Origin of the sequence: Campylobacter sp. IFREMER_LSEM_CL1890 (assembly GCF_025772045.1) — a bacterium.
Classification (GTDB): domain Bacteria; phylum Campylobacterota; class Campylobacteria; order Campylobacterales; family Campylobacteraceae; genus Campylobacter_D; species Campylobacter_D lari_D.
Map to the genome: position 1 here is coordinate 50,156 of NZ_JAKMRK010000005.1, position 13,238 is coordinate 63,393.

Genomic DNA, 13,238 nt, shown 5'->3' on the forward strand with positions numbered 1-13,238 from the left:
CTTAAAAAAGTAAAGCTCTTACAAATCCGCCTCTATTAATCCAAATTTTAACATACTCTTTACCTTTATTTAATTCTAAAGCCTTAGATAATTCTTTAAAATTTGAAATTTCATACTGATCAACACCTATGATAATATCACCTTGCTCAAAACCTATTTTTTCAGCTTTTGATTTTGGAGTAACTTCGGTAATTAAAATACCACTAATACTTTCAGGTATGCGGTATTGCTGTCTATTCTTAGAGTCAAGTTCCACTAATTTTAGACCATCAATATAACCTTTTTCATATTGTAGCGACTTTTCATCTGTTTTTAACATAAATTTAGCTGTTTTGACTTTATTATCTCTTTCATAAGTTACTTCTACTGCTTGTTTTGGATCAATACTTCCTATGTAGTTTTTTAAATCCATAGGGCTTTTAATCACAGTTTTATCTACTTTTATAATCAAATCTCCTCTTTTTAACCCTGCATTATAAGCTGCTGAATCTTTTTGTACTTCAGTAATTAAAGCACCTTCTTGATTAGTATAGGCTTTTTTAATATCTTGAGTTAAAGCTCCTATGACTACGCCTAAATATCCTCTTTCAATTTTTCCATGCTCAATAAGTTTTTGTGCAATAGATTTTGCCATATTAGAAGGGATTGCAAAACCTATGCCATTATTTCCACCACTTCTTGAAAGTATGGCTGAATTTATCCCAACTAAAGCTCCTCTACTATCTACCAAAGCTCCGCCTGAATTTCCAGGATTAATAGAAGCATCAGTTTGGATGAAATTTTCATATTGATTTAGACCTATATTGTTTTTATTTAAGGCCGAAATAATCCCACTTGTAACACTACTTCCAACACCAAAAGGATTACCCAAAGCAAACACTACATCACCTTCTAGTAATTTATCTGAATCAGCAAAAACTACTGCGGGTAAGTTTTTTGCTTCTATTTTTATCACTGCTAAATCTGTTTTAGGATCAGCACCGATTAATTTAGCTTTATATTCAGTGCTAGAATCAGGTAAATTTACAGTGATTTTTTCAGCATCTTCTATAACATGATTATTTGTTATAATATAACCATCGCTTGAAATAATTACACCAGAACCTAATGAGCTTACAACTTCTTTATTTTTTTTATTTTTTGGAGCTTGTGGGAAATCAAAACCAAAAAATTGTCTAAAATAAGGGTCATTGAAAAAATCATCAATTCCAAATGAACTACTTTGAACAGTTTTAGAAGTTGAGATATTTACAACTGAATTTTTAACTTTTTGTATGGAATCATGATAAGAAAGTATAGTATTTTGATTATCAGTTGGTAAAGTTCTTTTTACATTATCATCTGCTTGTTTAAAATCAATACTAGCACTAAAAAGACTAGTTGCCAATACCAAAGAAAGAATCATAGTTTTTTTCATGTTTTATCCTTTGTAAAATCATTTAATGCAAGTATAAAATTTTATTTTTACACAATTGTAAATAAAACCTTTAGTTTTAAAACTTATAAAAGTTGATTGACTAAGACTAAAGTTTTTGATATAATCTTATAAAAAATTAAGGAATAATAAAAATGAGTAATAGTTTATATGAAACACTAGGAGTTTCGCAAAACGCTAGTGCAGATGAGATAAAAAAAGCTTATAGAAAATTAGCAAGACAATATCATCCCGATATTAACAAAGAAAATGGTGCTGAGGAAAAATTTAAAGAAATTAACGCCGCTTATGAAATTTTAAGTGATGAGAAAAAAAGAGCTCAATATGATAGATATGGCGATTCTATGTTTGGCGGGCAAAGTTTTCATGATTTTTCAAGAAATGCAGGTGGAGCTGACATCAATGATATTTTAAAAAATATTTTTGGTGGAGGCTTTGGAGGATTTAGTGGCGGTTTTAGTTCTAGTAATAATTTTAGAAGTGGCTTTGGGGGATTTGGAGGATTTGAAGAAGATTTAGACTTGCAAGCAAGTGTTAAAATTCCTTTTGAAAAAGGAATTTTAGGTGGTGAGCATTTGGTAAATATAAATAACGAGCAAGTTAAAATCAAAATTCCACATGGCATAAAAGATGGCGAAAAGCTACGCATACGAGGTAAAGGAAAAAGCTTTCAAGGGCAAAGAGGGGATTTGATTTTAAAAGTTGAACTTGAAAAAAGCGATGAATATGAAAGAGAAGATGATGATTTGTACAAAAAGGTTGAAATTAGCTTGAAAACAGCGCTTTTTGGAGATAAAATCAGTGTGCATACCCCAAGAAAAGAAGTTAAAATTACCATACCGCCAAATTCTAAAAACAATCAAAAAATTAGACTTAAAGGCTATGGAGTGCAAAATAGAAAAACAGATCTTTATGGGGATATGTATTTAATTTTAAATGTAAAAATACCTGATATTAATAACCTTGATCCTGAATTTGTAAAAATTTTAGAAGAAAAATTACCTTGAAAGGAGTAAGTAATGGAGCATAGTTATGATGAACCGGTGTATCTTATAAGTGTTGTTGCAAAAGTTTTAAGTATACACCCACAAACTCTAAGACAATACGAAAAAGAAGGTTTAGTTGAGCCAAGTAGAACCGATGGTAAAATGAGACTTTATTCTCAAAAAGATATAGATAGAATCAAAATGATTTTACGCTTAACAAGAGATCTTGGGGTTAATTTAGCTGGTGTTGATGTGATTTTAAAACTAAAAACAAAAATTGATGAGTTTGAAAACACCATTGAAGAGTTAAGATTAGAACTTGATAGAAGAGATAATCCTTCAAAATCAAGAGCAGTAGTTAAACATAGAAGTAATTTTGATTTAATTTTTTTAGAAAAAATAAAATAATAAAAACATTACAAAAGGTTGGTGAGTGGATGCTTTTATAACTTTATTTTTAACTGCAGTAGCAGTTGCTGTCATACTTAATGTTATACTTAAAAAATTTGGTATTCCAACTATTATAGGTTATATAGCTACAGGTTTATTTGTGCGTGAATTTTATGGTTTTAGCACTAATGAATTTGTTATACATGTAGCTGAATTTGGCATAGTTTTTTTAATGTTTACCATAGGGCTTGAATTTTCATTTAAACATCTTTTGGCAATGAAAAAAGAAGTATTTTTAAATGGAAGTTTGCAAATGCTAACTTGTGGTTTGGTTTGTACTTTACTTGTAACTTATATTTTAGGTATAGCAAGCCATATCGCAATGATAGCAGGTTTTGCTCTAGCCTTATCTTCCACTGCTATAGTTTTAAAAATACTTAATGATAATGGCGATATCAACGAAGAATACGGCAGAAAAGCTTTAGGAATTTTACTTTTTCAAGATATTGCTGTGATACCACTGCTATTAATGATTGATATATTTAGTTCTCAAAATGCTGATATTTCAAAACTTTTACTTACAACTTTAGTCAGTGCTGTAATTTTACTTGTTTTGCTTTATTTTATAGGCAAATACCTTTTTACTTATGTTTTAAAATTCATCATTAAAACTAATGCAAATGAAATTTTCATCGCTACCATACTTTTTACTGTAATAGGAGCGAGTTTTTTGGCTCATTCTTTTGGTTTTTCATACTCACTTGGAGCATTCATAGCTGGAGCTTTGATAGCTGAAACTAAATATAAACATAAAATAGAAGCAGATTTGGTTCCTTTTAGAGATTTGCTTTTAGGATTTTTCTTTATCAGTGTTGGTTTGCAAATTGATTTTCATATAGTTTTTGAAAATTGGTTTTTGATTTTTGTTTTTGTAAGCTTGGTTTTATTGATAAAATTTGTAGTAATTTATGGTCTTTTAATTCTTTATACAAGAAAAAGAGTAGCGTTAAAAACTGCTTTGAGTATTTCTCAAATTGGAGAATTTGCGCTAGCAGTATTTTCGTTAATGCAAGTAAATTCACTTATAGATGAAAAAACAGCGCAAATTTTTATTATAGTTTCTATCGTCACTATGGTTGCAACGCCTTTTATTTTAAATAATCTTAGAAAAATAGCCAACGCAGCCGAAGGTGAGCAAAATGATATGGCTAAATTTTATTTATGTGATCAAAAAATGAAAGATCATTTTATCATTTTTGGTTATACAAGATTAGGTCAAGAAGTGGTGCAAAAGATCAAAAAAACAGGTATCCCATATTTGGTTTTAGAAAGTGATTTAAATTTAGTTGAACTTGGCCGCAGTAGAAATGAAAATATCTTTTTTGCAAATGTAGCCCAAGTAGAAACATTAAAAGTAGCAAATATAGAAGAATGCTCAGTTGCTATTATAACTATAAGTAATGAAGCTAAGCTTGATATGCTCTATCAAGTGCTTTCTAGCTTTAACAAACCCATACAAACGGTTTTAAAAACAAGTGGTACAGGTGCTAAGATCATTTTCCCACATACTGATAAACATTTACATATTGTAGATGCTGAAGCTTCAATAGCAAGAAATTTAGTACAAGAAGCATTACAATGTAGAATCAATACAAGTGCAGCAGAATGAAAAATGATGAAAAAGCTTTAAGGGTAAAATATGTAAGAGCTTTAGAAAAATTTACTAATTCTGCTGTGAGTGCTTTAAAAAGAGAAGATTTTGATTTAACTCTTTTTAGGGAAAGAATGCAAAAAAATGCTAAAATCTTTGAGAAAATTCAAGCGGTGTTTTTAGATTCTACTTATACTAAGGCTTTGGAGATTTTTGTAAATGAGTGTTTAGATGAAAGTTTAGACCAAAAAACCTTAGCTTCAAAAGCCAATGCCTTATATAAGCTAAAAAATAATCAAAGTTATAAAAAAGACAAACATAAAATTAAATTTAAGGATGAATATTGATAAATGTAATTTTTGATATGGATGGCACGCTTATAGATAGTGCTAATGCTATAGTATGTGCGGTAAATGAAATAAGAGCGGATTTAAATTTAGAACCTTTAAAAAGAGAGTTTATTTTAGATACTATCAATACTCCTGGGCAAAATTATGCTAAGATTTTTTACGGGGTTGATACTTACTCACATACTAGCTTTAAAGAAGGTTATGAGAAGTATTTTATTAAGCATTATGATCAAAGCGTGGTGCTTTTTGATGGTGTGCTTGAGGTTTTGGAATTTTGTAAAAAAAATGATTGCTATTTAGCTATAGCCACAAATGCACCTCAAGAAAGCTTGGTACCTATTTTAAAAAAACAAAACATTCTTTCATATTTTGATAAAATACTAGGTGTTAGTTATGGTATAGAAGCTAAGCCTGATCCTATGATGCTAAGATTAATCGCAGATGAAGCAAAATATGAAAAAAGTATTTTCATAGGCGATAGCTTAAAAGACAGACTTTGTGCTAAAAATGCTAAGATGGATTATATACATATTTCTTGGCAAAAAGAAATTAAAGACTTAGATGAAGCTAACGATAAAACTACTTTAATAGAAAAAATTCAAACTTACATAAAAGGATAAAAATGGATATTTTTGATGAAATGTTTGCAAAAAGCCCTAAAGAAAAATTTATTGAAACAATAAAATATGCAAATTTAGGTGCATTAGAAAATGTTTTAGAAAAATTATTAGCCGATCATATCGCTATGATAGAGCTTTTAGAAAAAAATAATTTAAATGAAAATGATGTAGCACAATTTCAAATGGAAAATTCACTCTTAATAGATGAGAGAAAAAATGATTTTTATATAGGCTTAAGTGCTGAAATTTTAGGGCATGAGGGTTGATTTTGCGTTTATTCTTATCTTTATTTTTGATGTTTAATTTTTTAAAAGCTGAAGTATTTTTTGATTATACTTATAAATTTACCTTAAGTAAAGATGAAAAAGCAAGTGTAAAAATAAAAGAAATTGACTATCCTGATGAGATTTATTATTTTGACTTTTCATGGACTTTATTTGATCAAACTAATATCATCGTTCATTCAAGGTATAAAAAATACCCTAGGCAATTTGTGATGTCTTTAAGAAGAAATTTAAATTGGGTAGATCAAACTTTAGTGCCTGATTATAAAAATCCACACATAGATAGAGCAAGATTAATACTTGAATTTAGTGATTTTAAAAAAGGTGAGGCTATTTTCACTATCTACATAGAAGATAGAGATAAAAGATTAGAAGTGGAATTTTTAGATCCTAGAAAAGTCACTCTTAATCAAAACTAAAGTAAAATTTAATAAAATATAATTATAAGAAAATTAAGGAAAGCATGGTGCAAAAGATAGATCAATATATGCATGAATTTTTATCTGAATTAAATTACAAGCCTATTTTAACAATGAGTTCAAAACTTCAAGGCGGTAAAAAATTACGCTCAAAATTACTTTTAAAAATAGCTAGTGAAAACGATATTAGTTATAAAATTTGTGCCATTATAGAATTAATCCATGCTGCAAGCTTATTGCATGATGATGTGATTGATGAAGCAAAATTAAGAAGAGGTGTAAAATCTATCAATGAACAATTTGGAGCCAAAAATGCTATCATGCTTGGAGATATTTTATACTCAAAAGCCTTCTATGAACTTTCTTTAATAGATTTAAAATTAGCAAAAATCATCTCCAATGCTGTTGTAAAGCTTTCCATTGGTGAATTAATGGATGTAAATTTAAGCGAAACTTTCAATACCGATAAAAACGCTTATTTGCAAATGATATATAACAAAACAGCCGTTTTAATCGAAGCTAGTGCAAGATGTGGGGCTATACTTGCTAATTTAAATGAAGATGATTTTGCAGAATATGGTAAAAACTTGGGCTTGGCTTTTCAAATCGTAGATGATATTTTAGATATCAAAGGCGATGAACAAACCTTAGGCAAACCCGCCATGAATGATTTTAAAGAAGGTAAAACTACCCTTGCTTATATGTATTTATATGAAAAATTAAATCCACAAGATCAAGAAATACTTAAGTCTTATTACAAGAAAGATTTAAATATAGATGAACTTACTTGGATTAAAAATAAAATGCAAGAGTATGAAATTTTTAATCAAATTGGTCAAGAATTAAACACCTATGCAAATAATGCCTTAAAAGCCATAGAAAAATACAATATAAAAGATTTGGAAGATATTATTAAAAGTATGATAGAAAGGGAATTTTAATGCATTATTATTGTATCAGTTTTACGCACAAAAATACAGATATTGCTACTAGAGAAAAACTTTCCTTTTCCAATGAAGATAAAAAAAGAGAACTATTAAGATTAATCCATACTAATAATAAAATTCTAGAAAGTTTAGTGCTTAGCACTTGCAATAGAGTTGAAATTTTTCTTTTTATCGGAGAAATTGAAAGTATCAATGAACATATTTTAAAAACACTTAGTTTGCTTTGTGGGGTTGATAAAGAAAATTTAAGCACAAAAGCTGATTTTTATGAAGATAGTGGGGCTATCCATCATTTATTTTCTGTGGCAAGTTCACTTGATAGTTTAGTTATTGGAGAAACACAAATTGCTGGACAATTAAAAGATGCTTATAAATTTGCTCTACAAGAACAAAGATGTGGTGTGCATTTAACTAGAGCAGTCCATTATGCTTTTAAATGTGCAGCAAATATTAGAAATCAAACTGAAATTTCCAAAAATCCTATTTCAGTTGCTTCAGTAGCGGTAGCAAAAGCCAAAGAGCTTATAAATTTAGAAAATAAAACTGCAGTTGTAGTGGGTGCAGGGGAAATGAGTGAGTTAGCCTGTAAACATTTATTAAATGCTAAAGCTAAAGTGTTGATTTTAAATCGAGATATACACAATGCCCAAAAACTTTGTGAGGATTTAGGTGAAAATGCAAATTGCGAAAGTATCGCAAATTTAAAAGAAGCATTAAATAAATATGAGATATTTTTTAGTGCCACAAACGCTCCACATGCTATCATAACCAATGACATATTAGAAGAAAAAGATTATAAAAGATATTTTTTTGATATAGCAGTGCCTAGGGATATTGATGTAAAAGCAAATGAAAAAAATATAGTTTATGCTGTTGATGATTTAGAAGAAGTTGTAAGAAAAAATTTAACACTAAGAGAACATCAAGCCCAGATTGCTTATTCTATAGTAGGCGCTATGACAAATGAGTTTTTTCAACATCTAAGCAAACTAGCAACCTTACCTTTGGTCAAGCAATTACGCTTGCAAGCTGATGAAATCACTAAAGAACAATTACAAAAGGCCATAGATAAAGGATATTTAAAACACTCAAATCATGAAGAAGCAAGAAAGCTTATAAGACAGGTGATGAATGCATTTTTACATCATCCTAGTGTAAATTTAAAAAAACTAAGTGGAACTATGCAAAATGACTCTGTTGTAAATGCCATGCGTTATGTGTTTGATTTAAAAAATGAAAGCATGGAAGGTTTAAACTTCTATAAATGTGAATTTAATTTGGAGAATAATCATGAAATTTAGTAAATTTTATGCCATAAGCACAAAAGAAAATCCAAAAGATGCTACCCTGCCAAGTCATATATTTTTAGTTAAGGGTGCTTTTGTAGAACAAATTGGAAGTGGTTTGTATAATTTTTTACCTTTAGGAAAAAGAGTTTTAGATAAGATTAAAAATATCATCAAAGAAGAAATGGATAAAGCAGGGGCTTTAGAAGTAAATTTAAGTTTTAATACCCCAGCTGAACTTTGGAAAGAAAGTGGGAGATTTAATGTTTTTGGTAAAGAGCTTTTACGCTTTAAAGATAGAAAAGAAAATGATTTTGTCTTAGGACCAACCCATGAAGAAGCCATAGTAGCTTTGGTTAGAAATAAAGTAAATTCTTACAAGCAACTTCCTTTGCATTTATATCAAATAGGACTTAAATTTAGAGATGAAGCTAGACCTAGATTTGGACTTTTAAGATGTAGAGAATTTTTAATGAAAGATGGCTATAGTTTTCATAGCAATGAAGCTGATTTAGATAAAGAATTTAATCTTATGCATGAAACTTATAGTAAAATTCTTACAAGATTAGGGCTTGATTTTAGAGCTGTTGAAGCTGATAGTGGGGCTATTGGTGGAAGCGGTTCAAAAGAATTTATGGTTTTGGCTAAAAATGGCGAAGATGATATATTATTATGCGAGCATTGTGATTATGCTGCAAATATTGAAGCAGCAAAAAGAGCTAAAAAAAGTTGTGAAGATGAAAGGCCAGAAGCTGATTTTGCTACACAATTTCACACTCCAAATGTAAAAACTATAGAAGAATTAGCGGAATTTTTTAAAATTAATCCTTACTATACTGTTAAAGCTATTGCTAAAAAAGCTATTTATGAAAATGAAGAAAAAATTGTAGTATTTTTTATACGCGGCGATGATGAACTGCAAGAAGTTAAAGCACTAAATGCAGCAAATGCATTAGAATTGGCCGATGTAAGTGAAGAAGAATTAGAAAAAGCAGGTTTGGTACCAGGATTTATCGGCTTTGTAGGATTAAATGGAGTTGATTTTTATATTGATCGTGAGCTTGAAAATGAAACAAATATGATTATTGGAGCAAATAAAAAAGATTATCATTTAGTCGGAATCAATGTTGTAAATTTAAATAAAGAACGCTTTAAAGATCTTACCGCAGTTAAAGAGCATGATCTTTGTCCAAAATGTCAGCACAAGCTTAAGCAAAGCAAAGGTATTGAAGTAGGGCATATTTTTAAACTTGGAAATAAATACTCAAAAGCAATGAATGCAAACTATTTAGATGAAAATGGTAAAGCTCAATTTTTCACTATGGGTTGTTATGGTATGGGAGTGAGCCGTTTAGTAGCTGTTGCTATAGAAGCAAGCCATGATGAAAAAGGTTGCATTTGGAATAAAACTTTAGCTCCTTTTGTTTTAGATATTATCGTTTCTAATATAAAAGATACAAAAGCTATGGAATTTGCCGAGCAAATTTATACTCATTTTAAAGATAAAGAAATTTTGTTTGATGATAGAAATGAGCGTTTTGGTGTAAAGATTAATGATTTTGAATTAATGGGCTTTCCTTATGCTTTAGTTATAGGTAAGGGCTTAGAAAGCGATGAAGTAGAGTTAATCCATAGAAACACCCTAGAAAAACAAGTTTTAAAAACCCAAGAAGTAATTTCACACTTAGAGAAAATTTTATGATAGCAAAAACAAATTTAAGTGCTTTTTTGATTTTAGAATTGATTGCTAGTATTTTATTTATAGTCTTTTTTGGTTTTTTAAATTTTTTTATGATAGTTTTTGCAAGTATGTTTTTAGGAGCAATGTTTTTAGCAAAGACTTGGACAAATCTCATAACTATGCAAAATGCCAATACTAATTTATTTGGTATGATTAAATTATTTTCCTTAACTATAGTTGGAATTTTACTTTTAATACCAGGAATTTTAAGCACATTTTTGGGAATTTTACTCTTATTTTTTATGATGATATTAAAATTATTTACAAAACAAAAAAGAAAATATCATCAAACAAACAACGAAGAAGAAATCATAGATGTAGAAATCATACAGGAGCATAAAAAATGCAATTAATCATCGCAACAAGAAAAAGCCAACTTGCATTATGGCAAAGTGAGTATATAAAAAATAAATTATTACAAACACATTCTGATTTAGAAATTTCTTTAGAGGGTTTTAAAACTAAAGGTGATGTTTTACTTGATTCTCCTTTAGCTAAAATAGGTGGAAAAGGACTTTTTACAAAAGAACTTGAAGAAAGTATGTTAAGAGGTGATTCACACTTAGCTGTGCATAGCTTAAAAGATGTGCCAAGCTTCTTTCCTGATGGCTTAGTTTTAGCTGCTATTTCAAAAAGAGAAGTGGTAAATGATGCTTTTTTAAGTGAGTATTATGAAAACTTAAATGCTCTTCCAAAAGGTGCAAAAGTAGGCACTACAAGTCTTAGAAGAAGAATGCAGCTTTTAGCGTTAAGACCTGATTTAAATATCATTTCTTTAAGAGGTAATATCAACTCACGCTTAGAAAAACTTAAAGCTAAGGAATTTGATGCTATTATTTTAGCTCTAGCTGGCATTAAACGCTTGGGTTTAGATAAAGAAATAAAATACATTAGGGCTTTTGAACTTGATGAGATGATACCTGCAGCTTCTCAAGGAGCTTTAGGCATAGAAAGCATTGATGATAAACAAATTTTAAAATACCTTGAATGCTTAAACGATAAAAATGCCTTTGTAGAAACTCATATAGAAAGAGATTTTATAAAAACCCTAGAAGGTGGTTGTCAAGTACCTATAGGAATTAATGCAAAAATCATTGATGAAAAAATAGAAATTCGCGCCATAGTGGGCTTACCCGATGCAAGTAAAATTTTAAAAGAAAAAAGAGTGATTGATAAGCAAAATTACTCAAATGTAGGCGAGCTTTTAGCCAAAGAAATGATAGCAAAAGGTGCAAAAGAAATTTTAAAAGAAGCAGAGAGTATGATATAAATGCAAAAATTCGTAGAGCTTTTAGAAAAAAATAATTTATTAAAAACCATCCATGAGCCAGTAGATGTAGAACTTGAAATGGCACATTTAGCTTATATAGAAGTTAAAAAAGAAGACTCTAAAGCCTTGCTTTTTACTAATGCAGTAAAAAATGGCAAAAAATACGATTATCCTGTATTATTAAATACTTTTTGCAGCAAAAAAGCTTTAAATTTAGCATTTGGAAAAGATTATGAAGATGTAGCTAAAGAAATTAGCTCTTTACTTAAAATGCACATACCGCAAAGCTTTGGTGCGAAATTAAATTTTTTCAAAACCTTGCTTGATTTAAAAAATATCCCACCAAAACGCATCAAAAAAGATGGAGAATTTAACTACAAAAGCTTAAATTCTTTATATGAAATACCTATTTTAAAAACTTGGGAAAAAGACGCTGCACCTTTTATCACTATGGGGCAAGTTTATACTCAAAGCATAAATGGAAAACAAAATAATCTTGGAATGTATCGCTTGCAAGTAGTTGATGAAAAAACCTTGCTTATGCATTGGCAAATTCACAAAGACGCGAGCCATTTTTTTCATGAGTATAAAAAAGCAAATCAAAAAATGCCAGTAAGTATAGCCATAGGTGGAGATCCTTTATATATTTGGTGTGCTCAAGCGCCTTTACCAAAAGGTATTTTTGAACTTTTACTTTATGGTTTTATTAAGAAAAAACCTGCTATTTTGGCAAAATGCAAAAGCAATCACCTCTATGTGCCTTATGATAGTGATTTTGTGATTGAAGGTTTTGTAAATCCAAATGAATTTGCACCCGAGGGACCTTTTGGAGATCATACAGGCTTTTATACTCCTGTTGAACTTTGTCCTGTCTTAAAAGTAGAAAAAATCTTTGCTAAAAAAAATGCGATTTATCAAGCTACTGTTGTAGGAAAACCGCCTTTAGAAGATAAATACATGGGGCTTGGCACAGAAAGAGTTTTTCTACCTTTACTTCAAACTAACGCACCTGATTTGATAGATTATAACATGCCTGAAAATGGAGTTTTTCATAATTTAATCTTAGCCAAAATAGAAGCAAAATATCCAGCTCATGCAAAACAAGTAATGCATACTTTTTGGGGAGTAGGGCAAATGAGTTTTGCAAAACATGCTATTTTTGTCGATGAAAATGCACCTTGCTTGCAAGATTATGACAAGCTCATACCTTATATACTTAATCGCTTTGATGAAGAAAAATTACTTATTAGTGAAGGAATTTGCGATCAACTCGATCATGCTTCAAGCACTTATTGTTACGGTGGTAAAGCAGGACTTGATGCGTGTGGTGATGAGAAAAAAGTTGAACTTGAAATTCTAAGTGATGAAGCTTTGTTTTCACTTTTTAAAGAAAAAGATCAAAATATTTTAAAATTAAAACAATTTTACACCCAAACCTTTGCTCCAATTTGTGTGATCTTAATTGATAAAAAAGAAAAAATTGCTCAAATTTTTGAAAAACTACAAATTTATAAAAAACATTTTAGAATTTTAGTTTTTTTAGATTCAGATGCTATTTTGGAAAATCCTTATATGTTAATTTGGCGTGTGGTAAATAATATCGATGCAAAAAGAGATATATTTATCAAAAAAGATTGTGTTGCAATTGATGCGACAAATAAAGGATCATTAGAAGATTATCATAAAGAGTGGCCTTTAATGACAAATTGCTCCAAAGAAGTTATAGACAGACTTATTGCAAAAAAATTACTTGTAAATGATGAAAAATTCTTCAAAAAGTTTGAAATTTTTTAATTTTAAACTTTTTGAGAACACTTTTTGCTTATTAAATATATATATTTTTAATTTAAATATTAAGT

Annotated in this window: 14 protein-coding genes; 13 read left to right on the forward strand and 1 reads right to left on the reverse strand. The window is 29.4% G+C overall.

Annotated elements, in window-relative coordinates; genetic code table 11:
* Position 1: 1 nt before the first annotated feature.
* A complete protein-coding gene (locus tag L8W57_RS03615; protein ID WP_263662016.1) occupies positions 2-1,417 on the reverse strand; it encodes a DegQ family serine endoprotease in 1,416 nt (471 codons plus the stop codon).
* Positions 1,418-1,569: 152 nt separating this feature from the next.
* Here L8W57_RS03615 and L8W57_RS03620 point away from each other — a divergent pair, with 152 nt between their 5' ends.
* Genes L8W57_RS03620 through L8W57_RS03680 form a run of 13 tightly spaced genes read left to right on the forward strand, consistent with a single transcriptional unit; the run spans position 1,570 to position 13,173 of the window.
* Positions 1,570-2,442: a J domain-containing protein gene (locus L8W57_RS03620; protein WP_263662017.1), complete on the forward strand. Its 873-nt coding sequence runs from the start codon at positions 1,570-1,572 to the stop codon at positions 2,440-2,442.
* 12 nt (positions 2,443-2,454) lie between these two features.
* A complete protein-coding gene (locus tag L8W57_RS03625) occupies positions 2,455-2,829 on the forward strand; it encodes a heat shock protein transcriptional repressor HspR (protein ID WP_039668403.1) in 375 nt (124 codons plus the stop codon).
* 25 nt (positions 2,830-2,854) lie between these two features.
* Positions 2,855-4,480 carry a cation:proton antiporter gene (locus L8W57_RS03630; protein WP_133318882.1) on the forward strand — a complete coding sequence of 542 codons (1,626 nt, stop codon included), beginning with the start codon at positions 2,855-2,857 and terminating at the stop codon, positions 4,478-4,480.
* Entirely contained in the window at positions 4,477-4,809 is a 333-nt protein-coding gene (locus tag L8W57_RS03635) for a hypothetical protein (RefSeq protein WP_258107332.1), read from the forward strand. The genes L8W57_RS03630 and L8W57_RS03635 overlap by 4 nt, the downstream gene beginning before the upstream one ends.
* Positions 4,806-5,432, forward strand: coding sequence for an HAD family hydrolase (locus L8W57_RS03640; protein ID WP_263659848.1), 627 nt, complete (start codon positions 4,806-4,808; stop codon positions 5,430-5,432). Before L8W57_RS03635 ends, L8W57_RS03640 begins: the two co-directional genes overlap by 4 nt.
* A 2-nt stretch (positions 5,433-5,434) precedes the next feature.
* Complete coding sequence (locus L8W57_RS03645; RefSeq protein WP_258107334.1) at positions 5,435-5,698, forward strand: DUF2018 family protein; 264 nt, start codon at positions 5,435-5,437, stop codon at positions 5,696-5,698.
* 29 nt (positions 5,699-5,727) lie between these two features.
* Positions 5,728-6,135 carry an exporting protein gene (locus L8W57_RS03650; RefSeq protein WP_133318977.1) on the forward strand — a complete coding sequence of 136 codons (408 nt, stop codon included), beginning with the start codon at positions 5,728-5,730 and terminating at the stop codon, positions 6,133-6,135.
* Positions 6,136-6,182: 47 nt separating this feature from the next.
* Complete coding sequence (locus L8W57_RS03655) at positions 6,183-7,076, forward strand: polyprenyl synthetase family protein (protein ID WP_263662018.1); 894 nt, start codon at positions 6,183-6,185, stop codon at positions 7,074-7,076.
* Positions 7,076-8,383, forward strand: a complete 1,308-nt coding sequence (gene hemA / locus L8W57_RS03660) for a glutamyl-tRNA reductase (protein WP_263662019.1) — start codon at positions 7,076-7,078, stop codon at positions 8,381-8,383. The genes L8W57_RS03655 and hemA overlap by 1 nt, the downstream gene beginning before the upstream one ends.
* On the forward strand, positions 8,370-10,070 hold the full coding sequence (locus L8W57_RS03665) for a proline--tRNA ligase (protein ID WP_263662046.1): 1,701 nt from the start codon (positions 8,370-8,372) through the stop codon (positions 10,068-10,070). The genes hemA and L8W57_RS03665 overlap by 14 nt, the downstream gene beginning before the upstream one ends.
* Positions 10,067-10,462, forward strand: a complete 396-nt coding sequence (locus L8W57_RS03670; RefSeq protein WP_133318888.1) for an FxsA family protein — start codon at positions 10,067-10,069, stop codon at positions 10,460-10,462. The genes L8W57_RS03665 and L8W57_RS03670 overlap by 4 nt, the downstream gene beginning before the upstream one ends.
* On the forward strand, positions 10,453-11,379 hold the full coding sequence (gene hemC / locus L8W57_RS03675; protein ID WP_263662020.1) for a hydroxymethylbilane synthase: 927 nt from the start codon (positions 10,453-10,455) through the stop codon (positions 11,377-11,379). Before L8W57_RS03670 ends, hemC begins: the two co-directional genes overlap by 10 nt.
* A complete protein-coding gene (locus L8W57_RS03680; protein ID WP_263659843.1) occupies positions 11,380-13,173 on the forward strand; it encodes a menaquinone biosynthesis decarboxylase in 1,794 nt (597 codons plus the stop codon).
* Positions 13,174-13,238 lie beyond the last annotated feature (65 nt).

Bases quoted from the DNA above. Each gene is read 5' to 3' on its own strand.
- L8W57_RS03615 (WP_263662016.1), bottom strand. From the start codon at position 1,417: ATGAAAAAAACTATGATTCTTTCTTTGGTATTGGCAACTAGTCTTTTT.
- L8W57_RS03620 (WP_263662017.1), top strand. From the start codon at position 1,570: ATGAGTAATAGTTTATATGAAACACTAGGAGTTTCGCAAAACGCTAGT.
- L8W57_RS03625 (WP_039668403.1), top strand. From the start codon at position 2,455: ATGGAGCATAGTTATGATGAACCGGTGTATCTTATAAGTGTTGTTGCA.
- L8W57_RS03635 (WP_258107332.1), top strand. From the start codon at position 4,477: ATGAAAAATGATGAAAAAGCTTTAAGGGTAAAATATGTAAGAGCTTTA.
- L8W57_RS03645 (WP_258107334.1), top strand. From the start codon at position 5,435: ATGGATATTTTTGATGAAATGTTTGCAAAAAGCCCTAAAGAAAAATTT.
- L8W57_RS03650 (WP_133318977.1), top strand. From the start codon at position 5,728: ATGTTTAATTTTTTAAAAGCTGAAGTATTTTTTGATTATACTTATAAA.
- hemA (WP_263662019.1), top strand. From the start codon at position 7,076: ATGCATTATTATTGTATCAGTTTTACGCACAAAAATACAGATATTGCT.
- L8W57_RS03670 (WP_133318888.1), top strand. From the start codon at position 10,067: ATGATAGCAAAAACAAATTTAAGTGCTTTTTTGATTTTAGAATTGATT.
- hemC (WP_263662020.1), top strand. From the start codon at position 10,453: ATGCAATTAATCATCGCAACAAGAAAAAGCCAACTTGCATTATGGCAA.
- L8W57_RS03680 (WP_263659843.1), top strand. From the start codon at position 11,380: ATGCAAAAATTCGTAGAGCTTTTAGAAAAAAATAATTTATTAAAAACC.